The 21,105-nt window shown below is 75.6% G+C and carries 18 protein-coding genes; 8 read left to right on the top strand and 10 right to left on the bottom strand.

Annotated elements, in window-relative coordinates; genetic code table 11:
• Positions 1-255 precede the first annotated feature (255 nt).
• Genes KPL57_RS48015 through KPL57_RS48005 form a run of 3 tightly spaced genes read left to right on the top strand, consistent with a single transcriptional unit; the run spans position 256 to position 3,656 of the window.
• Positions 256-1,617: a hemolysin family protein gene (locus tag KPL57_RS48015; RefSeq protein WP_226357119.1), complete on the top strand. Its 1,362-nt coding sequence runs from the start codon at positions 256-258 to the stop codon at positions 1,615-1,617.
• The gene (locus KPL57_RS48010) at positions 1,614-2,675 is read left to right on the top strand and encodes a hemolysin family protein (protein WP_226357118.1); all 1,062 of its coding nucleotides are present in this window, start codon (positions 1,614-1,616) and stop codon (positions 2,673-2,675) included. The genes KPL57_RS48015 and KPL57_RS48010 overlap by 4 nt, the downstream gene beginning before the upstream one ends.
• Positions 2,676-2,702: 27 nt before the next feature.
• Positions 2,703-3,656: a 3-methyladenine DNA glycosylase gene (locus KPL57_RS48005; protein WP_374203883.1), complete on the top strand. Its 954-nt coding sequence runs from the start codon at positions 2,703-2,705 to the stop codon at positions 3,654-3,656.
• Positions 3,657-3,660: 4 nt separating this feature from the next.
• On the opposite strand, the gene KPL57_RS48000 is transcribed toward KPL57_RS48005, so the two are convergent.
• The 4 genes from KPL57_RS48000 to KPL57_RS47985 form a co-directional block, all read right to left on the bottom strand.
• Complete coding sequence (locus KPL57_RS48000; protein ID WP_226357117.1) at positions 3,661-3,858, bottom strand: hypothetical protein; 198 nt, start codon at positions 3,856-3,858, stop codon at positions 3,661-3,663.
• Between the two features lie 126 nt (positions 3,859-3,984).
• Complete coding sequence (locus tag KPL57_RS47995) at positions 3,985-4,845, bottom strand: NAD(P)-dependent oxidoreductase (RefSeq protein ID WP_226357116.1); 861 nt, start codon at positions 4,843-4,845, stop codon at positions 3,985-3,987.
• Between the two features lie 54 nt (positions 4,846-4,899).
• The gene (locus tag KPL57_RS47990) at positions 4,900-6,603 is read right to left on the bottom strand and encodes an ABC-ATPase domain-containing protein (RefSeq protein WP_226357115.1); all 1,704 of its coding nucleotides are present in this window, start codon (positions 6,601-6,603) and stop codon (positions 4,900-4,902) included.
• 85 nt (positions 6,604-6,688) lie between these two features.
• Positions 6,689-7,369 (bottom strand): DUF4232 domain-containing protein, encoded by a 681-nt coding sequence (locus KPL57_RS47985; RefSeq protein ID WP_226357114.1) that lies wholly within the window; start codon positions 7,367-7,369, stop codon positions 6,689-6,691.
• 150 nt (positions 7,370-7,519) lie between these two features.
• Here KPL57_RS47985 and KPL57_RS47980 point away from each other — a divergent pair, with 150 nt between their 5' ends.
• Positions 7,520-8,629 (top strand): DUF368 domain-containing protein, encoded by a 1,110-nt coding sequence (locus KPL57_RS47980; RefSeq protein WP_226357113.1) that lies wholly within the window; start codon positions 7,520-7,522, stop codon positions 8,627-8,629.
• Positions 8,630-8,666: 37 nt separating this feature from the next.
• Here the strand turns inward: KPL57_RS47980 and KPL57_RS47975 are convergent, their stop codons facing one another.
• Both KPL57_RS47975 and KPL57_RS47970 read right to left on the bottom strand, forming a co-directional pair.
• Positions 8,667-10,190 carry a CoA transferase gene (locus tag KPL57_RS47975; RefSeq protein WP_226357112.1) on the bottom strand — a complete coding sequence of 508 codons (1,524 nt, stop codon included), beginning with the start codon at positions 10,188-10,190 and terminating at the stop codon, positions 8,667-8,669.
• A complete protein-coding gene (locus KPL57_RS47970; RefSeq protein WP_226357111.1) occupies positions 10,187-11,935 on the bottom strand; it encodes an acyclic terpene utilization AtuA family protein in 1,749 nt (582 codons plus the stop codon). Before KPL57_RS47970 ends, KPL57_RS47975 begins: the two co-directional genes overlap by 4 nt.
• Before the next feature lie 81 nt (positions 11,936-12,016).
• Between KPL57_RS47970 and KPL57_RS47965 the strand changes: the two genes are divergently transcribed.
• A complete protein-coding gene (locus tag KPL57_RS47965; protein WP_226357110.1) occupies positions 12,017-12,922 on the top strand; it encodes a LysR family transcriptional regulator in 906 nt (301 codons plus the stop codon).
• Positions 12,923-12,956: 34 nt separating this feature from the next.
• Here the strand turns inward: KPL57_RS47965 and KPL57_RS47960 are convergent, their stop codons facing one another.
• From KPL57_RS47960 to KPL57_RS47950, 3 genes are all read right to left on the bottom strand, one after another.
• The gene (locus KPL57_RS47960) at positions 12,957-13,772 is read right to left on the bottom strand and encodes an N-acyl homoserine lactonase family protein (RefSeq protein WP_226357109.1); all 816 of its coding nucleotides are present in this window, start codon (positions 13,770-13,772) and stop codon (positions 12,957-12,959) included.
• Complete coding sequence (locus tag KPL57_RS47955) at positions 13,772-15,112, bottom strand: MFS transporter (RefSeq protein WP_226357108.1); 1,341 nt, start codon at positions 15,110-15,112, stop codon at positions 13,772-13,774. Before KPL57_RS47955 ends, KPL57_RS47960 begins: the two co-directional genes overlap by 1 nt.
• 152 nt (positions 15,113-15,264) lie before the next feature.
• Positions 15,265-15,921, bottom strand: coding sequence for a TetR/AcrR family transcriptional regulator (locus KPL57_RS47950; protein ID WP_226357107.1), 657 nt, complete (start codon positions 15,919-15,921; stop codon positions 15,265-15,267).
• A gap of 142 nt (positions 15,922-16,063) precedes the next feature.
• Here KPL57_RS47950 and KPL57_RS47945 point away from each other — a divergent pair, with 142 nt between their 5' ends.
• From KPL57_RS47945 to KPL57_RS47935, 3 genes are read left to right on the top strand one after another with little or no spacing between them, the layout of a single operon-like run.
• Positions 16,064-16,996 carry a shikimate dehydrogenase gene (locus KPL57_RS47945; protein ID WP_308253114.1) on the top strand — a complete coding sequence of 311 codons (933 nt, stop codon included), beginning with the start codon at positions 16,064-16,066 and terminating at the stop codon, positions 16,994-16,996.
• A 19-nt stretch (positions 16,997-17,015) separates the two neighbouring features.
• Positions 17,016-18,899, top strand: coding sequence for a TIM barrel protein (locus KPL57_RS47940; protein WP_374203882.1), 1,884 nt, complete (start codon positions 17,016-17,018; stop codon positions 18,897-18,899).
• Positions 18,900-18,944: 45 nt separating this feature from the next.
• Positions 18,945-19,712 carry a PrsW family glutamic-type intramembrane protease gene (locus KPL57_RS47935; protein ID WP_226357106.1) on the top strand — a complete coding sequence of 256 codons (768 nt, stop codon included), beginning with the start codon at positions 18,945-18,947 and terminating at the stop codon, positions 19,710-19,712.
• 6 nt (positions 19,713-19,718) lie between these two features.
• Here KPL57_RS47935 and KPL57_RS47930 read toward each other — a convergent pair whose 3' ends face one another.
• Positions 19,719-21,104 (bottom strand): chloride channel protein, encoded by a 1,386-nt coding sequence (locus KPL57_RS47930; protein ID WP_226357105.1) that lies wholly within the window; start codon positions 21,102-21,104, stop codon positions 19,719-19,721.
• Between the last annotated feature and the right edge of the window lies 1 nt (position 21,105).

The raw sequence follows: 21,105 nt of genomic DNA, 5'->3' as shown, positions 1-21,105 counted from the left end.
TCCGACGGGGGCGTCGGCTGCGGGGCGCTCACCGCTGCGCCGCGGTCGGGGCCCCGGCCACCGGCCCCCGGCGGCCGTCCGGGGGACCCGGTGGCGCGGGGAGCGGTGCGGAGGGCGACGTCGCCGTGGTCATGGCTGACCAACCTAGACCCCGGTCACGGCCCGGATCACCGTCGGGACGCCGTGAGATCACTCGCAGCTCCCGTCGGGCGGGCCGGGCGCGGCGGCCGTATCGTCGTGCACCGTTTCTCCCTGATGGAGGCCCTGAGCTCCGTGTCCGTCCTGCTCTCCTGTCTCGGGCTGATCGCGGTCGTCGCGCTCACCCTGGGAACCGCCGTCTCCGTCGCCTCGGAGTTCTCCCTCACCGCGCTCGAACGCAGCCGCATCGACGCCGCCGTCGCCCGCAGCGACGACCGCCGCACCCGCTCGGTGCAGCGGGCGCACTCCGGGCTGTCGTTCCAGCTGTCGGGCTGCCAGCTCGGCATCACCGCCACCACCCTGGCCACCGGCTACATCGCCGAGCCCGCCGTCGCCGAGCTGATCCGGCCGGTGCTGGAGGCCGTCGGGCTGCCCGCCGGGATCGCCTCGGGCACCGCCACCGTGCTGTCGCTGGTCCTGGCCACGGTGCTGTCGATGGTGTTCGGCGAGCTGGTCCCGAAGAACCTCGCGATCGCCCACCCGATGGAGGTGGCGCGCTCGGTGGTGTGGCTGCAGGCCGGGTTCGCCTCGGCGTTCCGCTGGCTGATCACCGGGCTGAACGCCGCGGCCAACGCCATCGTGCGCCGGTTCGGGATCGAGCCGGCCGAGGAGCTGCGCTCGGCCCGCTCCCCCGGCGAGCTGAGCTCGCTGGTGCGGGCCAGCGCCGAGAGCGGCAGCATCGACCCGGGCACCGCGGTGCTGCTGGAGCGCTCGCTGCGCTTCACCGACCGCGTCGCCGAGGACCTGATGACCCCGCGGGTGCGGGTGGAGACCATCGACGCCACCGACACCGTCACCGACCTGGTCGCGCTGGCCCGCCGCTCCGGGTTCTCCCGGTTCCCGGTCGTGGACGGCGACCCGGACGTCCCGCTGGGGCTGGTGCACGTCAAGCAGGCGTTCTCGGTCCCGCCGGCCCGCCGCGCCGACACCGCCGTACGGGACCTGGCCCGGCCGGTCGAGACCGTGCCGTCGTCGCTCGACGGTGACGAACTCATGACCCGGCTGCGGGCGGCCGGGCTGCAGACCGCCGTCGTCGTCGACGAGTACGGCGGCACCGCGGGCCTGGTGACCATGGAGGACCTGGTGGAGGAGATCGTCGGCGACGTCCGCGACGAGCACGACCGCGGCGAGCAGAACCGGGTGCGCCGCCTCGGCGACGGGGTCTGGGCGCTGTCCGGACTGATGCGCGACGACGAGGTCGACGAGGCCACCGGCTTCCGGATGCCGCACGGGGAGTACGAGACCCTCGCCGGGCTGGTCGTGGCCCGGCTGGGCCGCATCCCCGACGTCGGCGACGCCGTCGAGGTCGACGGGTGGACCCTGGAGGTCCTGCGCCGCGACCGCAACCGGGTCGCCGAGGTCCGCGTCACCCGCGGCGCCGACGAGCACACGGCCGTGTCCGGGGCGGTGTCGGCGTGAACGACCTGATCGCACTGCTCGCCGCCGTCGCCCTGCTCGCGGTGAACGCGTTCTTCGTCGCCGCGGAGTTCGCACTGATCTCCGCCCGCAAGGACCGCCTGGAGGCCATGGCCGACGGCGGGTCCGCCGGGGCGCGCCGCGTGCTCGACGCCTCGCACGACCTGTCCCGGATGCTCGCGGCCTCCCAGCTGGGCATCACCATCGCCTCGCTGCTGCTCGGCCGGCTCGGCGAGCCCGCCGTCGCGCACCTCATCGACGGGCCGCTGGCCGCCGTCGGGGTGCCGGAGGCGTTCGCCTACCCGGTCGCGTTCGCGGTGTCGCTGATGATCGTCGTCGTCGCGCACATGATGCTCGGCGAGATGGTGCCGAAGAACATCTCGATCGCGGGCCCCGAACGCGCGGCGATCCTGCTGGTCCCGCCGTTCCTGGTGTGGACCCGGGTCACCCGCCCGTTCATCGACCTGTTCAACGCGATGGCCAACGGCTCCCTGCGTCTGGTCGGGGTGACCCCGCGCGACGAGCTGGAGACCGCGTTCACCACCGGCGAGCTCGCCGAGATGCTGGGCGACTCGCGCCGGGAGGGCCTGCTCGACGACTCCGAGAGCTCCCGGATCGAGCGGACCCTGTCCTCGGCGGAGGCGACCGTCTCCGACGTCGTCGTCGCGCTGGAGGACCTGGTGTGCCTCGACGCGGGCCCCGGCGGGTCGACGACGGTCTCCGCGCTCACCGAGGCCGTGGAGCGGACCGGGTACTCCCGCTTCCCGATCCGCGGCGCCCAGGGCAGGCTGACCGGGTACCTGCACGTCAAGGACGTGCTGGACCTCGCCGACTCCGAGTCGGCGACGATCCCGCCGCAGCGGGTCCGCAGCCTGCCCTCGGTCCCGGCCTCGGCCCGCCTGGACGAGGCGCTGGCGACGCTGCGGGCGGCCCGGGCGCACCTGGCCCGCGCCGTCGACGCGCACGACACCACCGTCGGCGTGGTCACCATGGAGGACCTCACCGAGGCGTTCGTCGGCAGCGTCCGCGACGCCACCCACGCCCCCGGCACCCCGGCCTGACCCGGGCGGGTCGTACCGTCGGACACCGTGCCGACCCCGTCCGCCCCCGCCACCGCCGTGCCCGTCCTCGACGGCGCGGCGTGGCGGGCGCGGGCGGCGGCGCACCGGGAGCGGGTCGCGGTGTGGACCGTGCCGCACCGCGAGCGGCGCCGGCGCGGCGAGCCGCACCCGGTGTGGGACTTCCTGTTCACCTACTACTCCCACCGCCCCGCCCAGCTGGAGCGCTGGGACCCGGGCCCCGGAGTGGCACTGGCCGACGCCGCGGAGCTCGCCGACCGCCCCGGTCACGTCACCCGGCCCGACGGCACGGTGCTGTTCGAACCCGCGACGGCGCCGCCGCGGCTGCGGACGACGGCGGCGTTCGTGCACCGGCTGCTCACCGCGACCGGCTCCCGGGCGCCGCGGCTGGGCTGCTTCGGCCTGCACGAGTGGGCGATGGTCTACCGCACCGACGACACCCGGCACCGCGACACGGTGCCGCTGCGCCTCGGGCGGGCGGGCACCGACGCCGTCGTCGAGTCGGCGCGGATCAGCTGCACCCACTACGACGCCTACCGGTTCTTCACCGACGCCGCGGCCCCGCGCAACGAGCTCGTCCCGACCCGGGAGCGGCAGGTCGAGCTGGAGCAGCCCGGCTGTCTGCACGCGACGATGGACCTCTACAAGTGGGCCTACAAGCTCGCCCCGGCGGTGCCGTCGGAGGTCGTGGCCGACTGCTTCGCCCTGGCCGCGGACGTCCGCGAGCTGGACATGCGGGCCTCCCCCTACGACCTGTCCGGTCACGGGTTCGACCCGGTGCCGATCGAGACACCCGCCGGGCGCGCCGAGTACGCCCGCGCCCAGGCCGGGTTCGCCGAGCGGGCGGCGCCGCTGCGCGCGGACCTGATCGACCTCGCGGGGCGCCTCGCCGGGGCCGGTGACCGTCCCGGGAACGACGACGGGGCCGCCGGGGAGGTCCCCGGCGGCCCCGCGACCGCGTAGCGGCTCAGCTCGCGACGAGCTCGTCCAGCAGGCCGTTGCGGGCCGAGGCGACCAGGTCGGCGAACTGGTCCACGCTCATCTGCACGCGCTGGCCGAAGTCGTCGGTGACCACGATGCGCTTCTCCGGCACGGCGGCGTCGTCGACGTACAGCTCGGGGCATCCGCAGTTGCAGCTGCCGCAGAAGGTGGCAATGTGTCGCACTCGGGTGCTCCTCGTCGTCGGTCCGGGGTGGCGGGACGGGTGCCCGCGCCGTCGTGAGGGGTCGCGCACCCGGTCCCGCCGGTTCCCGGCGTCACCCGATGGGGTCAACCGGTCACCGTCGGAGCACTAGTGCTTCGGGAGGTCCGCCGGGTCGGTGCCCTCGATGAAGAAGTCGATGTCGTTGTGCTCGGAGTCGCCGTACGGGGCGAGGTCGGTGACGCCGTGCGCGGCGAGCACCTCGTCGTCGATGAAGGTCTGCCCGGTGGGGCGGGCCGGGTCGGTCAGGACGGCCACGGCGGCGTCGGCCATGATCTCCGGGGTGCGGGCCCGCTGCCCCGCCGCGTCGCCGCCGAGCAGGTTGACCACGGCCGCGGTGGCGATGGTGGTGCGCGGCCACAGGCAGTTGGCCCGGATGCCGTCGCCGGCGAGCTCGTGCGCCCAGCCCAGGGTCAGCAGCGACATGCCGTACTTGGAGAGCATGTAGGGCGGGAACACGCCGAGCCACTTCGGGTCGAGGTTGATCGGCGGGGACAGGGTGAGGATCTGCGCGTCCTCGGAGGCCTTCAGGTGGTCCAGCGCGGCCCGGGTCAGCAGGTAGGTGCCGCGCGAGTTGATCGACTGCATCAGGTCGTAGCGCTTGGGGGTGACGTCGGCGGTGCCGCTCATGTTCAGCGCGCTGGCGTTGTTGACGACGATGTCGACGCCGCCGAAGGACTCGACGGCGGTCGCGACGGCGCGGTCCACGTCCTCCTCGACCCGCACGTCACCGACGACGGCGACGGCCTTGCCGCCGGCCTGCTCGATCTCGGCGACCGCGGTGTGCACGGTGCCGGGCAGCCGCGGGTCGGGCTGGTCGGTCTTGGCCAGGATGACGGCGTTGGCGCCGCGGCGGGCGGCCGCGATCAGGATCGCGAGGCCGATGCCGCGGCTGCCGCCGGACATGACGATGGTGCGGCCGTTCAGGTCCCGCTGGGCAGGCTCGGTCATGGGGTCCTCCGGTGACGGTGCGTCGGTGCACGTGCTCGGAGCGCACTGTAACAGTCAGATCTGACCGTTTCTGTGGAGATGGGTCACACGGGCGGGTCGCAGTCGGTTCAGGGCGGCCGCGATCTCGTGCCGCCGCGGCACCGCGACGTCCACGGGGGCGCCCCGGGTGATCGCGTCGGGCCCCTCGCGGCGCACCGCCTCCTCCAGCCGGTCCAGGGCCTGGGCGAGGGTGACCCCGCGCAGGTCGAGGGCGGCCAGGGCGTACCCGACGCCGGTGGTCTGGCCGGGGTCGGCGAGCTGGGCGATCGCGGACAGGTCGATGTCGTCGGCGCCGAAGGTGAGCCGGCCGCGGCCACGGGCGGTGACCTTGCGCCGGCCGCGCACCGAGGCGTCCACGCTGCGGGGGTCGAACTCGCGGCGCGCGAACCCCGGGAACGCGGTGTCGCCCGCCTCGTCCGCCCGTCCGGCGATCTCCCGGGCCCGCCCGGTGACCTCGGAGGCGGCGTAGTCCTGCAGCAGGACCACCGTGTCGGCGCGGTCGAGGTACTCCCCCGACCCGCCCATCACGAGCACGGTGGACACCCCGTGCCCGCGGTGCAGCGGCCGGACCCGCTCGACGAACGGGACCAGCGGCTCGGCCGGGATCAGCGCGCGCATCCGGTCGTCGCGGATCATGGCGTTGGTGGCGGCGGTGTCCTCGTCGATCAGCAGCACCCCGGCGCCGGCCTCCAGGGCCTCGACCGTGGCGGCGGCCTGCGACGTCGACCCGGACGCCGACTCCGTCGAGAAGTCGTCGGTGGGGTTGCCGGACGGCAGGCCGGTGACGAAGGCCGACACGTCGACGCGCTGCACCGAGCGCTCGTCCTCGGCGCGCACCGACACCGTGTCGGCACGGGCGACGACGAGCTCACGGCCGTCGCCGGGGACGTGGTCGTACACGCCGTTCTCCAGCGCGCGCAGCAGTGTGGACTTGCCGTGGTAGCCGCCGCCGACGATCAGCGTGACCCCCTCGGGGACGCCCATCCCGGTCACCGTGCCGCGGTGCGGGACGTCCAGGGTCACCCGCAGCTCCGGCGGGGAGACGAACGGGACCCCGCCGGCCAGCGGACGGTCGTCGACCCCGGAGGCCCGCGGCAGCACCGCGCCGTCGGCGACGAACCCGACCAGGCCACGACCGGCGAGCGCGTCGCGCAGGGCACCCGCGTCCTCGACGGTCTCCACGAACTCCTCGGCCGCGGCGGTGTCGGCGGTCTCCCAGCGCAGCGCGCCGAGCACGGCGCGGGGCAGCACGACCGTCACCGCGGCGGCCGCGGCCCAGCCGTCGATCCGGCGACCGCGGCCGGGCAGCGGGACCGACAGCTCGGCGACGACCGTGCCGTCGGGCCGGATGCGGACCGCGCTGCGGTCGAGCACCTCCTGGCCGCCCGCGTCGACCCGCAGGGTGCTGTGCTCCACGGCGCGGCGCAGGGCGCGGGCGAGGAACCCGCCGAGGGCACGCGCGCGGACGGGGCCGTAGTACAGGCCGGGCGGCAGTCCCGCCGTCCGGGCGGGCACGGTCACCCGCAGCCGCGACGGCGGCGCGAACGGGTCGGCCTGCACCGTCCGGATCTCGAGGTCGTAGCCGTCCTCACCCATCCAGACGCCGGTGAGGCCCTTGTAGGAGCGGTAGGAGGCGCCGTCGAGGTCCTGCAGCCGGTAGCCGAGCGCGGCGACGTCGCCACGCCGGCGGGGCGCGTCCGGGCGGTCGTGCGGGGTCATGCGGGGGTTCTCTCCTCCACCGTCGCGGCGGCCACCCGCGGACCCCGCCGGGCCCGGTCCGCGGCGGACCGGGCCCGGGCGCGGGTCAGCGCGCGGTGAACGCCTGAATCACCAGCTGGTCCCCGGGCGGGGTGGCGGCGCAGCCGGTGCCCTCCATCGGGACGAACAGCGAGTCGGTCTCGCCGGGCGGGTAGACGCGCAGGCCGCGCACGGCCGTCGGGCGGCAGGCCGCCTCGTCGAAGTTGCGCACGTTCACCACCCGCAGTGTCGCACCGGCGGTCCCGCCGGGGGCGAGGCGCACCGGGTCGCCGTGCCCGCCCTGCATCGCGGCGGCCGGGCCGATCTGGTGGCCGTCGTCGCCGCCGACGTAGGACACGCCGGGGAAGCCCCGCACGTAGCAGGTGCGGCCGCTCTGGTTGCGCAGCGTCAGCGTCACGTACGACGAGCCCGCGGCGCCGCCGCCCGGGTCGGCCGCGACCGAGCCGGCGAGCTCGGAGGTGTGGCAGCGCTCGTCGCCGCCCGCCTCGGCGCCACCGGTGCCGGTGTGGGTGCCACCGGTCCCGGCTCCCCCGGCCGACCCGGTGCCCCCGGCGTCGGACACCGGGGCGCTCGTCGTCGGCGCGGCGGCGCTCGGCGTGGCGGAGGCGCCGCCGGACCCGGCGGCCGCCGGCCAGTCGCCGCCGCTCCCGCAGCCGGCCAGCACGGCGCCGCAGGCGGCGATGGTCACGGCCCAGCGGGCGGTGCGGTGCAGGACGTACCCGTCCATGTCAGTCCCCCGATCGTCATGGTGTGTACGTCTCCTCGGACGTATCGGCACGCAACCGGTTGCCCCGATCCTTCGTGATGCGAACGAGGGTTCACCCGTCCGTTCCCGATCGTCGCCCGGTCGGTACCGTCCTGCCCTGTGTTGTCGCGTATGTCCGGTATCCATCTGGCCCGTGGGGCCGCGATCGGCGTGGTCGAGACCATCCCGGGGGTCAGCGGCGGGACCATGGCCCTGGTCGTCGGGATCTACGAGCGCCTGATCGCCCAGGGGGCCCACCTCGTCGGCGCGGCCCGGGGTCTGCTGCCGGGCGCGGCGGGCGGTGACGTGGCGCCCCGCGAGGAGCTGCGACGGCTGGACTGGGGCCTGCTGCTGCCCGTCGCGCTGGGCATGGTGCTGGCGGTCCTGGCGGCGTCGCAGGTGCTCCCGGGGCTGATCGAGGACCACCCCGTCGGCGCCCGGGCGGTGTTCCTGGGGATGGTCGCCGCGTCGGTGGCGGTCCCGCTGCGGATCACCGGGCGGCTGCGCGGGCTGCGGGAGTGGGCGCTGGTCGTCGTCGCGTTCGCGGGGACGTTCGCGGTCAGCGCGCTCCCCCCGGCCGTCGGCGACGGCCGCCCGCCGATGCCGCTGGTCGCGCTGGCCGCGGCGGTCGCGGTGTGCGCCCTGGTGCTGCCGGGCTTCTCCGGGTCGTTCCTGCTGCTGGTGTTCGGGCTCTACGAGCCGACCCTGCGCGCGGTGCGCGACCTCGACCTGGCCTACATCGCGGTGTTCGGGCTCGGCGCCGTGCTGGGACTGGCGAGCTTCGTGTCGGTGCTGACCTGGCTGCTGGAGCACCACCGCCGCACCCTGATGGTGATCATGATCGGGGTGCTGCTGGGGGCGCTGCGGGCGCTGTGGCCCTGGCAGGACGACGCCCGCGGTGTCCTGGCGCCCGACCCGGGCTGGTGGTGGATGCTGCTGCCGGCCGCGGCCGGCGCCGCGGTCGTCCTGGCGATCATGGCCGTCGAGCGGCGGGTGGACGGGTCGGCGGCGCCGGCCGCCCCGGACGACACCCCCGGCCACGCCCCCGAGCACGCCCACGACCAGGCCCCTGACCAGGCCACGACCCAGGTCATGGACCGCGTCCCGGGCCCCGTCGCGGACCCGGGCGGGAACCGCGCCGTGAACCGCGCCGTGAACCGGACCGTGGACTCCGCCGTGGACGATGCCGACGTGACCCGCCCGATCCCCCGGGTGGAGCCGCCGCCGCGCCGCGACCGCTGAACGGCGGGCTCCGGGCCCCGACGGCCGGGCGCCGGCCTCAGCGCTCCAGCCACTCCGGGCGTCCGGAGCCGCGCGGGACGAGCACCGTGCGGTACTCCCCCGGCGTCGCGCTCATCGTGACCTGGTCGGTCACCCCCTGGTAGTGCCCCAGCGGGGTCTGCGCGGTGAACGTCTCCGGGTCGGGGTAGGCGTGGCGCTCGCCGGTGCCCGCGACCTCGCGGGCGTAGCCGAGGTCGAGGACCCCGAGCTCCAGCATCCAGAGCGCGGCCCGGGCCAGCGACACCTCCACCGCCCAGGAGCCGCCCTCCACCGCGCGGCGGCGCAGCGCCGCCGCGACCCCGGCGGCGGTCAGCCAGGACACGATGTAGTCGTTGACGACCAGGATCGGCGAGAGCCGGGGCGCCACCGTCGGGTCGGTGGCCGAGCCGCCCTCCAGGGTCATCATCCCGACCAGGGTCCCCGCGGACTGGTCGAACCCGACGCGGTGCGCCCACGGCCCGACCGGCCCGTGCAGGGTGTTCGACGCGTGCACGATGCCGGGCCGCACCGCGGCGGCGTCCTCGGCGGACAGCCCGAGCCGGGCCAGGTAGCCGGGGCGGCGGTTGGCGTAGAACACGTCGGCATCGGCGAGCAGCCCGCGCAGCAGCGCGGCGCCGTCGGCGGCGTGCGGATCGACCGTGGCGGACCGGACGCCGACGTTCGCGGTGACGTAGGTGCTGTCGTGCTCGAACTCCGTGGGGCGCCAGATGTTGAGCACGTCCGCGCCGTGCAGGGCCAGCGCCCGGCCGGTCCCGGCGCCGGCGATGACGTGGCCCATCCCGAGCGCGCGCAGCCCGTCCAGTGGCAGGTCGGCGCGGCGGCGCCGCGGGAACGGCTCGGGCGGGGCGTCGCCGATGCGGCGCAGGGTGATCGGCGGGGTGCCGGCCAGCGCCGCGTGCTGCTCGGTCGCGAGCCACTCGGCGGGGGTGCGGGCCATCGGCATGATGATGCCGGCGTCGCTCGCGGCCGCCTCCAGCTCGGCGGCGTCCCACCGGGCGACCGCGTCGGCGACGCCGCTCTCGGGCACCCCGAGGAAGGTCTCGGCCCGGGCCCGCAGCGCCGGGTAGGGGTTGAGCGGCATCACCCAGCGGTCGTCGCGGGTGCGGTGGAAGGAGAACCCGAGCGCCTGCGAGGTGATCGCCGGGCTGGCAGCGGGATGGCCGTTCACCAGCTCCCAGCGGCGGTCGTAGAACGGGCAGAGCCGGTGCGGGGCGCGGCGCACGTCGACGGTGACGTCCTGGCCGTCGCCGCCGCGGTCGCGGTGCACCGCGGCCATCCCGACCGACTTCGCGGCGAGCGCGACGGCCGCACCGCCGCCGAGGCGCAGCGCGCTGGGCACGACCGGGTCGGCGCCGACGAAACCGACCCGCCCGCCGGCGTCGGCGCCGCTCATCCCGACGCAGCCCAGCAGCCCGTCGAGCGCGGCGCCGGGGTCGAAGGCGTCGTCGGCGGCGGGGGACGCGACGGTCGCGAGGATGCGCTCGGCAGTGGTGTCGCCGGTCGTGGCGGCGGAGCTGGTCATGCAGCGGGTCCTTCCACGTGCTTGGCCCGCAGGTACTCGCCCACGGACTTGCCGATCTGGTCCACGCGCAGGTTGGCCGAGCCGCCCGAGCCGAGCAGCCCGACGAGCACCAGGTGCACCGCGCGCAGGTGCGGGAACTCGTGGCGGACGATGCGGCCCCCCGCCTCGGGGAGCAGCGCGGCCGCCCGCTCGGTGGTCAGGGTGGCACGCAGCCACTCCCAGTGCGCGGGGTCGCGGCACCAGACGCCCACGTTGGCGTTGCCGCCCTTGTCCCCCGCCCGGGCCCACGTGTACTCGCCCAGCTCGGCGCGCGGGCCGGTCGGCGCGGGCAGGTCCGGCTCCGGGTGCACCGGCTGCGCGGTCTCCTCCGGGGTGGCGGTCCGGGTGGCGCGCGGGACCTCGACCCGGCTGCCGTCGTCGAGGACGGCGTGGTGGTCGAGCAGCGCGGACTCCAGCAGGGCGGGCCAGTACTCGATCCGCGGCCACGGCTGCGACGCCCGCGGCGCGTGCCCGTCGTGGTGGAAGCCGGGGAAGCCCTGCAGATACAGCGACCCGACGGCCGGTGCGAACCGGCGCAGCGGCTCCTTCTCGCGGGCGGTCGCGATCACCCGGATCGGGACGGTCGCCGCCCACTGGGTCGGCGGGTCGACCGCGGCGACGCCGAGCGGGGTGACCTCCAGCGCGTCGACGTGCCCCTCCAGCGCGGCACGCAGCTGGTTGCGCAGCAGCTCCACCTTGCCCTCGACGTCGGGGGCGGTGCAGAACAGCATCGTGGAGATCTCGTAGCCGATCGGGGCGAACACCGCGACCTTCGCCGTGGGCGGCGGCGGGGACCCGGTGACGGGGCCGATCGCGACCCGGTCCGGGCCCTCCTGGCTCAGCCGCACGGTGTCGAGGTGCACGGTGACGTCGGGGTTCAGGTAGCGGGGGCCCTGGATCTCGTAGAGCAGCTGCGCGGTGACGGTGTCCACGGTGACCGTGCCGCCGTCGCGGGCGTGCTTGGTGATCACCGAGGAGCCGTCGGCGGCGACCTCGGCGATCGGGAAGCCGGGGCGCAGCATCCCGGGCACCGACCGGAACCCGGAGAAGTTCCCGCCGGTGGCGTGCGCACCGCACTCGATGACGTGCCCGGCGGTGACCGCACCGGCCAGCGCGTCGAACTCGTCGGGCCCCCAGCCGTGCCACCAGGCGGCCGGTCCGGCGGTGAGCGAGGCGTCGGTGACCCGCCCGGTCACGACGACGTCGGCGCCGGCGGCCAGCGCCGCGGCGATCCCGAAGCCGCCGAGGTAGGCGTTCGCGGTGATCGGGGCGAACCCCCAGTCCTTGAGCGGGGCGCCGGTGTCGAGGTGCTCCAGCCCGTGGCCGTCGGAGTGGAAGTCGGCGAGCCGGTCGAACACCCCGTCCCCGGCGACGTGCGCGACCCGCAGCGACAGCCCGGCCGCCGCGATCCGGCCGCGCAGCTCCTGCGCCATCCCGGCCGGGTCGAACCCGCCCGCGTTGGTGACGACCCGGATCCCGCGCCGGGCGATCTCGGGCAGGTGCGGGGTGAGCTGGTCCAGGGCGTAGGCGACGTAGCCGGGGCCGCCGCGCCCGGCGGCGGCGGCGAGCGCGGCGAGGGTGATCTCGGCGAGGTAGTCGCCCATCAGGACGTCGACCGGGTCACCGGCCATCGCCTCGTCGACGGCGGTGTACCGGTCGCCGAGGTAGCCGGAGACGTTCGCGATGCGCACGGGACGGGAGGCCATGCCGGTCACGGTAGGCCGCGGATCAGGGCCACGACCAGGACCGATGCGTGCAGCCGGGCGTGACCTCTAGGGTCATGCTCCGTGGAGCTGTTCCATCTGCGGTACTTCCTCGCCGTCGCCGACGAGCTGAACCTGACCCGGGCGGCGGCCCGGCTGCACCTGGCCGCGTCGCCGCTGTCGCGGCGGGTCCGCGACCTGGAGCGGGAGCTCGGCGCGACGCTGTTCACCCGGTCCGCGCGCGGGATGGCGCTCACCGCGGCCGGGCGGGCGCTGCTGCCGCGGGCCCGCGACATCGTGGCCCGGGTGGAGGCGCTGCCCGGCGCGCTGGCCGCCGCGGACGGCCACCCGGTCGTCGTGGTGGGGATGGCGCCGGACGTGACCGCGGCGGTCCGCGACGGGTTCCTGGAACGGCTGCGGGCCGCCCGCCCGGAGCTGGCGGTGCGGATCCGCCCCGGGACCAGCGTGGAGCTGGCCCGCGCGGTCGCCCGCCGCGAGCTGGACCTGGCGTTCGTGCACGGCGGTGGCGAGGACCCCGGGCTGACCGTACGGCGGGTGGACACCCGGCCGGCCGCCGTCGCCGTCGGGCACGGGCGGGGCTTCGACGACCGCACCGAGGTCCGCCTGGAGGAGCTGGCGGAGCTGCCCTACGTGTCCATCCGCTACGACGCCGCCCCCGCGGTCTACCGGGCCACCGGGGAGCTGCTGGCCCGCCACGGCGTGCACCGGCGGATCGAGCTCGACACCCACAACCCCGGCGACCTGACCCACGTCGTCGCGGCCGGGGAGGCGTTCACGCTGGTCGGGCTGGGGTCCGGCGCCACGCACAAGGCGTTCGTCGGGGAGCCGGTGCACGTGCTGCCGGTGACCGGGGCGCAGGTGCGGCTGGGTACCGACGCGGTGTGGCGCGCCGACCGGGCCGCCGACCCCGGCGACGTCGTCGGGGTGCTGGCGGCCGCGGCCGGGACGCCGACGGGCCCCGCGGCGTGATGCCACGGGGCCCGGGTGAGCGGCCGGGCCGGACTCAACCGGCCGTGGCCCTCGGCGTCGCGCCGATCACGCACGCCCGTCCGGCCAGCCGCGGCGAGACCGGGGGGAAGCGCTCCAGCACCACGGGGTCGTGCCCCGGTACCACCAGAGCCGGCGAGTCGGCCAGCTCGAGCGCCCGGTCGAACGCGGCATGGGCGTGGGGTACCGAGTTCACGATCGGAAAGGCCCGGTCGAGATCGATGTTCTCGGTGAAGTGCGCGGCGTCCGACGCCAGCACCACCGACCCGGCCGCGGTCGCCACCCGCACGATCTGCATGCCGGCCGTGTGTCCGCCCACCCGGTGCACCGACAGCCCGGCCGCGAGCTCGGCGTCACCGTCGACGAGGTCGACCCGTCCGCTCGTCGCCGGGTCGGTGAGGAACCCCAGATCGACGGCGGAGCAGAGCCACTGTTCGCGGGTGAGCCGCTTCGCCCACGGCCCGGTCCAGTAGTCCAGCTCGTCGCGCTGGAGCACGAACCGGGCGTTCGGGTAGCGGGCGACCGTGCCGGTGTGGTCGTAGTGCAGATGGGTGAGGACCACCGTGTCGACCTCGGCCGGGTCGACGCCGACCTCGCCCAGCAGCTCGTGCGGGGCGGTCAGGTCCGCCGTCGGCCCGACGAGACTGCCCGGGCGTTCCGGGTCGATCCCGGCGTCGACGAGGACGGTCCGTCCGGCACCGCGTACCAGCCACACGAAGTAGGCGGTGGGGTGGGGCTGGGCCCAGTCCTCGGAGAAGCCGAGGAAGTGCTCGCCCCGCCGGGCCTCGCGCGAGGCGTAGCGCAGAGCGGTGACCTCGTACACCGGTGCCATCAGGCCGAGACCTTCTCCCGGCTGCGGCGGGTGCCGAGCTCCGAGGTCGGGGTCCGGTAGTGATCCGGCCCGGTGGCGACGGCGATGACGTTCACCGCGCAGATCGCGGCGACGAAGCAGGCGACGGGGAGCCAGTCCGCGCCGTCCGGGCCCGCCAGTGCGGCCGCGATCGACGGGGCGAAGCCGGCGACGGCGAAGCCGATCTGGGTACCGACCGCGGTGCCGGAGAGGCGGACCCGGGCCGGGAACATCTCGCCGTAGAACGACGGCCATACCCCACCGGTGGCGCTGTGCACGATTCCGAACATCAACAGTCCGACCACGAAGATCAGCACGTAGTTCCCCGTGGAGATGGCGCCGAGGTAGGCGAACATCAGCACTGCGCACCCGATCGAGCCCCCAATGAACACCGGCTTGCGACCGATCCGGTCGGCGAGCCGGGCGAACAGCGGCAGCGCGAACAGGGCCAGCACGTTGGCGAGGACGCCGACCCAGAGCATCGCCGAGCGGGACAGCCCGACGGTGTTGACCGCGTAGGAGAGCGCGTAGACGGTGAAGATCGTGCTGACGGTCGCGATGGTGGCGGCAGCGACCACACGGACGACGCTGCCGAGGTGGTTGCGGCCGAGCTCGACGAGCGGGCTCACGCTCTCGCCCTGCTCCTGGCGCTGCTGCTCGAAGACCGGAGTCTCGTGCAGGGAACGGCGGATGAACAACGCGACCAGGACCACGACGAAGCTCAGCCAGAACGGCACGCGCCAGCCCCAGGACAGCAGGTCCTCCTCGGGCAGCAACGCGATCGGCAGGAAGACCGCCGTCGCGAGGATCTGCCCGAACTGTGTGCCGGACAGCGTGAAGCTCGTGTAGTAGGCGCGCTGGTGGTCCGGCGCGTGCTCCAGGGTCATCGAGTTCGCGCCGGCCTGCTCACCTCCTGCGGAGAAGCCCTGCAGCAGCCGCATCGCGACCAGGATGATCGGCGCTGCGATCCCGATCGAGCCGTAGGACGGCAGGCAGCCGATCACAAAGGTCGCGGCGCCCATGAGCATCACCGTCGCGACGAGCACGCGCTTGCGGCCGAACCGGTCACCGATGTGACCGAGCACGAAGGCGCCGAGCGGCCGGGCGAGATAGCCGACGCCGAAGGTGGCGAGCGCCAGCAGCGTGCCGGTGGCCGGGCTCGAGTCGGGGAAGAACACCTTGTTGAACACCAGCGCCGCGGCGGTGCCGTAGATGAAGAAGTCGTAGTACTCCAGGGCGCTGCCGATCCAGGCGGCCAGGGCGGCCCGTTTCGGCTGCGCCTGCGGCGCGCTCGGCGCGGCGGCGGACGATTGCTGGCTCACGGTGGCTCCCGGCGTGTGCGACGTTGCAGGCACTTGTGGTCACGGTCGACGGCTCCCTGGCGGCGAGCCGCTCGCTTATGTACCGTCTGGTTACGTACCGAATAGTGAGTTGCAGCGCGACGCGTGTCAAGGGCCCGGTAGGACGCCGGCGGTCAGTCCTGCCCGACGCGGGCGGTCAGGTACTCCACGACCAGGTCACCGACCATGCGGCGGTAGTGCCCGCGCCGCGCCGGGTCCAGCAGGTCGCGACCGAAGATCGCCGAGACGGTGTGCCGGTTGGCCACCCGGAACACGCAGAACGAGCTGATCAGTACGTGCACGTCGAAGGCGTCGACGTCGTCGCGGAACAACCCGGTCTCCCGGCCGCGGGCGAGGATGGACTCGAGCACCCCGACCGCGGGCCCGGCCAGCCCCTCGCGCAGCGGGGAGGAGCGCAGGTGCTCGGCGTGGTGGATGTTCTCGATCGCGACCAGCCGGATGAAGTCCGGGTGCGCCTCGTGGTGGTCGAAGGTGAGCTCCGCGACCGCCCGCACCGCCCGCGCCGGGTTGAGGTCCGATACCGACAACTGCTGCTCCAACGCCCGGATCCCGGTGTAGGCGCGTTCGAGAACCGCCAGGTAGAGGCCCTGTTTCGAGCCGAAGTAGTAGTAGAGCATCCGCTTGGTGGTCCGGGTGCGCGCGGCGATCTCGTCGACCCGCGCCCCGGCGAGTCCCCGGTCGGCGAACTCCGCGGTCGCCTCGTCCAGGATCTCGGTGCGGGTGCGCTCGGCGTCGCGCTGCCGGACGCCGTCCTCCGGTGCCGCTGCCACTGCGGTCCCCCTCCGCCGCTCCGCGCCGCCGGGATCCCGGCGGCGTCCCCGGACTCTACGGATCGCCGGCCGTTCCCCCTGGCCGATCCATCCGCCGTCCGGTACAACTAACCATACGGTACATAGATCCGAGGAGGGATCCGTGCGGAGCAGCAGCGAGACCCGGCGCGACACCGACGCCACCGGAACCGGCACACGGGTGCGGACGGGGTTGATCGGCGCCGGCATCGGTCCGTCGCTGTCGCCCGCCCTGCACGAGCGCGAGGGCGCCGCGCACGGCCTGGACCTGACCTACGAGCGCGTCGACCTCGACGTCCTCGGGGTGTCGCCGGACGCCGTCGGCGACCTGCTCCGCCGGGCGCGCGCCCAGGGCCACGCGGGGCTCAACGTCACCCACCCCTGCAAGCAGCGGGTGATCGGCCACCTCGACGCCCTCTCCCCGGACGCCGCCGCGATCGGCGCGGTCAACACCGTCGTCATCGGTGCGGACGGCTTGCTGACCGGGCACAACACCGACTGGACCGGGTTCCGCGACGGCTGGCGGGCCGGGCTGCCCGGCGCCGCGACCGGCCGGGTCGTGCTGCTGGGCGCCGGGGGCGCCGGCGCCGCGGCCGCCTACGCCATGGCCCGCGAGGGCGTCGGCCTCCTGCAGGTCGTCGACGTCGACGGGGACCGCGCCGCCGCGCTCGCCGCGTCGGTGACCCCGCACCTGGCCCCGGGCGCGCAGGCCACCGGGCACCCGCTGCCGGAGCTGGCCGCGCTGCTCCCCGGGGCCGACGGCCTCGTGCACGCCACCCCGGTGGGGATGGCCGAGCACCCCGGCCTGCCGTTCGACCCCGCGCTGCTCGCGACCCGCCCGTGGGTCGCCGAGATCGTCTACCGGCCGCTGGACACCGCGCTGCTGGCCGCCGCGCGCGCCGCGGGCTGCCGCACCGTCGACGGCGGCGCGATGGCCGTGCACCAGGCCGCGGAGGCGTTCCGGCTGTTCACCGGCGTCGCACCGGACCCGGCCCGGATGCTCGCCCACCTCGCCGAGCTGATCAGCGCCGAGCAGGAGGCCGCCCGTGTCGCCTGAGACCGCACCCACCGGAGCCGTGCCCACCGCAACCGTGCCCACCGGGACCCCGGCCGGGCAGACCACGCAGCCCGGGATCGCGCGCCTGTCGCTGGCCACGGTCTGCCTGTCCGGCACGCTGGAGGACAAGCTCGCCGCCGCCGCGACCGCCGGGTTCGACGGCGTCGAGATCTTCGCGCCGGACCTGCTCGCCGACCCCGGGTCCCCGGCCGCGATCGGCGCCCGCTGCCGCGACCTGGGCCTGTCGGTGGACCTCTACCAGCCACTGCGCGACATCGACTCGACCGACCCCGACCGGTTCGCGGCGAACCTGCGCCGCGCGGACGCGACCTTCGAGGTCATGGCGGGTCTCGGCGCCGACACCGTGCTGGTGTGCTCCTCGGTGTCCCCCGACGCCGTCGACCCCGCCGCCGACGCCGACCTGCTCGCCGCCCAGCTGCACACCCTCGCCGCCCGCGCGCACGAGCGCGGGCTGCGCATCGCCTACGAAGCGCTCGCCTGGGGCAGGCACGTCGACACCTGGGACGCCTCCTGGGACGCCGTGCGCACCGCCGACCACCCCGCGCTCGGCCTCTGCCTGGACTCCTTCCACATCCTGGCCCGCGGCTCGGACCCGGCCCCGATCGCCGAGGTCCCCGGCGGGAAGCTGTTCTTCCTGCAGCTCGCCGACGCCCGGGAGCTGTCGATGGACGTGCTGTCCTGGAGCCGTCACCACCGGCTGTTCCCCGGCCAGGGCGGGTTCGACCTGCCCGCGTTCCTCGCCCCCGTGCTGGCCGCCGGGTACGCTGGACCGCTGTCGCTGGAGGTGTTCAACGACGTCTTCCGCCAGTCCGACCCGGTCCGCACCGCCGTCGACGCCCGCCGCTCGCTGATCGCCCTCGCCGAGGCCACCGCCCGCGCCGGCGCCGGGACCGACCCCGTCGGCACCGCGGCCCCCGCCCTGGGCGGGACGGCGTTCGTCGAGCTCACCGCGGGCCCCGAGCTGGGACGGGTGCTGCGTGCGCTCGGGTTCAGCCGCACCGGGGTGCACCGCACCAAGCAGGTCGAGCGCTTCGAGCAGGGCGCCGCGCGGCTGCTGGTGAACGCGGCGGGCGACGGCACGGGCGCGGTCGCCGCGATCGCCGTCGAGTCCGCCGACCCGGACGCCGCCGCCCGCCGCGCGGCCCGGCTGTGCGCCGCCCCCGTCCCGCGCGTCACCGGGCCGGGCGAGGCCGACCTCGCCGGGATCACCGCACCGGACGGCACCGCGGTGTTCCTGTGCCGCACCACCGGGGACCCCGCGGGGGCCTGGCCGCACGACTTCGTCGCCGTCGACGAGGCACCCTCCCCCGGCACCGGGATCACCGGCATCGACCACATCGGTCTCACCCAGCCCTACGACGCGTTCGACGAGGCGGTGCTGTTCCACCGCGCCGTGCTCGGCCTCGACGCCGTCGGCGACGGCGAGTACGCGGCCCCGTTCGGGCTGGTCCGCAGCCGGGCGCTGGCCGACCCCGAGCGGCGGGTCCGGCTCGCCCTCACCGTGTCGGTGCTGCGGCGCGGCGGCTGGAGCCCGGCCGTCGCCGACCCGCAGTACGTGGCCCTGGCCTGCGACGACGTGCTCGCCACCGCGGCCGCTGCCCGCGCCGCGGGGGTGCCGCTGCTCCGGGTGCCCGCGAACTACCACGACGACCTCGCCGCCCGCCTCGACCTGCCGGCGGCGACCGTCGAGGTCTACCGCGAGCTGGGCGTCCTGCACGACCGCGACGACCACGGCGACTACCTGCAGGTGTGCACCGAGCTGCTCGGCGGGCGGCTGTTCCTCGCCCTGGTCCAGCGCACCGGCACCCACGACGGGCACGGCTGGGCCGACGCCCCGGTGCGGATGGCGGCCCACCGCCGGTCCCGGCTCGCCCGGGTCTGAGCGGCGCCGCTACCGTCCCGACGTCCGTCGCGGAGGGAGTCGCAGGTGCGTCGCTGGGGTTGGCTGGTCGTCCTGGTCGTGGGACTGGTGCTCTTCGAGGCGGTGCGACGGGTCCTGCTGGTCACCCAGAACCCGAACCTTGTCCCGTCGCTGATCCTGCTCGGGGCCGCGGTCGCCCCGGCCGCGTTCGTGACCTTCGTGCTGGGGCGACGGCTGGACTACTCGATCGGCGCCGGGCCGATCGCGCTGGTCGCGTTCCTCGGCGGGGTCGTCGGCGTCGTCGCGGCGGGGCTGCTGGAGTTCGACGCGATGCGGTCCCTCGGCACGCTGCCGATGCTCGGCGTCGCGCTGATCGAGGAGTCGGCCAAGCTCGTCGCGCCCCTGCTGGTGCTGCTGCTGACCGCCCGCCGCGGGCACCCCGCGGACGGTCTGCTGGTCGGGGTCGCGTCCGGGGCGGGCTTCGCCGCGCTGGAGACGATGGGCTACGGCTTCGTCGTGCTGGTGCGCTCCCAGGGTGACCTCGGCGCCGTCGACGACGTGCTGCTCCTGCGCGGTGTGCTCAGCCCGGCCGCGCACATGGCGTGGACCGGGCTCACCGCGGCGGCGCTCTGGTACGCGGCACGGCGGCGCACCGGCCGGGCCGCCGGGCGTGCGCTGCTGGTGTTCGTGCTGGCCGTGGCGCTGCACACCACCTGGGACAGCGTCGGCGGGTTCGTCGCCTACGGCGTGCTCGCCGTGGTCAGCCTGGGTCTGCTCACCGGGTTCGCCCACCGGCTGCCGCACCGCGCCCCGGGCACCGCGCTGCCCGCCTGACCCGTCTCAGGTGGTCTGATCGGCCGTGGGCTGCGCGGCCAGGCGCGCCGAGTAGATCGAGTACCCGTCGAGCCACCGGGCCACCGCGGTCGCCACCAGCGTCGCGGCGACCAGCGGGACGGCGATCCCGAACCCGGTGCCGGTCAGCTCCAGCACCAGCACCAGACCGGCCAGCGGCGCCTGCATCCCGGCCCCGATCATCGCGGCCGCCCCGACCAGGGCGAACGTGCCGACCGGGGTGCCCGGCCACAGCGCCGACCAGGCCCCGCCCAGCGCGGCCCCGAGCACCGCGCCGGTGCACAGCGTCGGGGTGAACAGCCCGCCGGACGCGCCGCTGCCCAGGCACATCGCCGTCACCAGCGGCTTCAGCACGGCCAGCGCCGCGAACAGCAGCAGCGCCCCGCCGCCGAGGAAGGCCTGCTCGGCCAGGTCCGCGCCGTTGCCGTAGAGCTGCGGGAACGCCAGCCCGGCCACACCGAGCAGCCCGAACGCGACGACCGGGGCGGCGATCCGCCACCACGTCCGCCGGGGGCCATGGTGCGACACGAACCCGATCAGCCGGACCCAGCCGGTCGCCAGCACCCCGATCAGCACGCCCGCGGGCACCGCCCACACCAGCAGCGACGGCGTCGTCACCGGGACCGGGAGGCCGGGGTAGACCGGCCCGGCGGGCAGGTACAGCCAGGCGACGACGGTGGCGGTCGCGGTGCAGGCCAGCGCGGGCAGCACCACCGGCAGCCGCACGGTGCCGACGAGCACCTCGGCGGTGAACAGCGCCCCGCCCAGCGGTACGTCGTAGACGCAGGCCAGCCCGGCGCCCGCGCCGCAGGCGACCAGCAGCCGTCGCTGCTCGAGCGACAGACCGCCCCAGCCGGCCAGGACCGCGCCCCACACCCCGCCCATCAGCTTGGGCGCGGCCTCCCGGCCGAGCGAGGCGCCCAGCCCGACCACGACCTCCGACAGCGCCGCGGTGCCGGTGCTGCGGCGCACCCCGAGCCGCGCGTCGCCGGTCCAGATCGCGTCGTCGACGTCGGTGCGGCCGGGGACGAACCGGCGCAGCAGGTACCCGCCGACCCCGGCGACGAGCCCCGCCACCAGCAGCGGCCACACCCGCCCCCAGGCGTCGGCCCGCTCGACCGCCGCCTGGAACCCCTCCGCCGCCCCGGACCCCCAGGCCCACTCCGACACCGCGTGCAGCAGCGCAATCAGCACGATCCCGGACAGCCCGGCGGCCACCCCGGTCACGACGAGCAGCAGCCAGAACCGGACGGTCAGCGGCGACGCGCCGTCGCCGGTGACGTTGGGCTGGTCGGTGGCGGCCCGCTTCGACCCGACGCGCGTCCGCAGGACGGGGGCGGGGACCCGGAGGCGCTCACTCGGTCGGCGTGACACC

The organism is Pseudonocardia sp. ICBG601 (genome assembly GCF_020496245.1).
This window is presented reverse-complemented; position numbering and strand designations above follow the sequence as displayed.

What these genes read in the sequence shown, in the direction of transcription:
- KPL57_RS48015 (WP_226357119.1), top strand. Translation starts at nt 256, where the DNA reads ATGGAGGCCCTGAGCTCCGTGTCCGTCCTGCTCTCCTGTCTCGGGCTG.
- KPL57_RS47995 (WP_226357116.1), bottom strand. Translation starts at nt 4,845, where the DNA reads ATGACCGAGCCTGCCCAGCGGGACCTGAACGGCCGCACCATCGTCATG.
- KPL57_RS47990 (WP_226357115.1), bottom strand. Translation starts at nt 6,603, where the DNA reads ATGACCCCGCACGACCGCCCGGACGCGCCCCGCCGGCGTGGCGACGTC.
- KPL57_RS47985 (WP_226357114.1), bottom strand. Translation starts at nt 7,369, where the DNA reads ATGGACGGGTACGTCCTGCACCGCACCGCCCGCTGGGCCGTGACCATC.
- KPL57_RS47980 (WP_226357113.1), top strand. Translation starts at nt 7,520, where the DNA reads ATGTCCGGTATCCATCTGGCCCGTGGGGCCGCGATCGGCGTGGTCGAG.
- KPL57_RS47975 (WP_226357112.1), bottom strand. Translation starts at nt 10,190, where the DNA reads ATGACCAGCTCCGCCGCCACGACCGGCGACACCACTGCCGAGCGCATC.
- KPL57_RS47970 (WP_226357111.1), bottom strand. Translation starts at nt 11,935, where the DNA reads ATGGCCTCCCGTCCCGTGCGCATCGCGAACGTCTCCGGCTACCTCGGC.
- KPL57_RS47960 (WP_226357109.1), bottom strand. Translation starts at nt 13,772, where the DNA reads ATGGCACCGGTGTACGAGGTCACCGCTCTGCGCTACGCCTCGCGCGAG.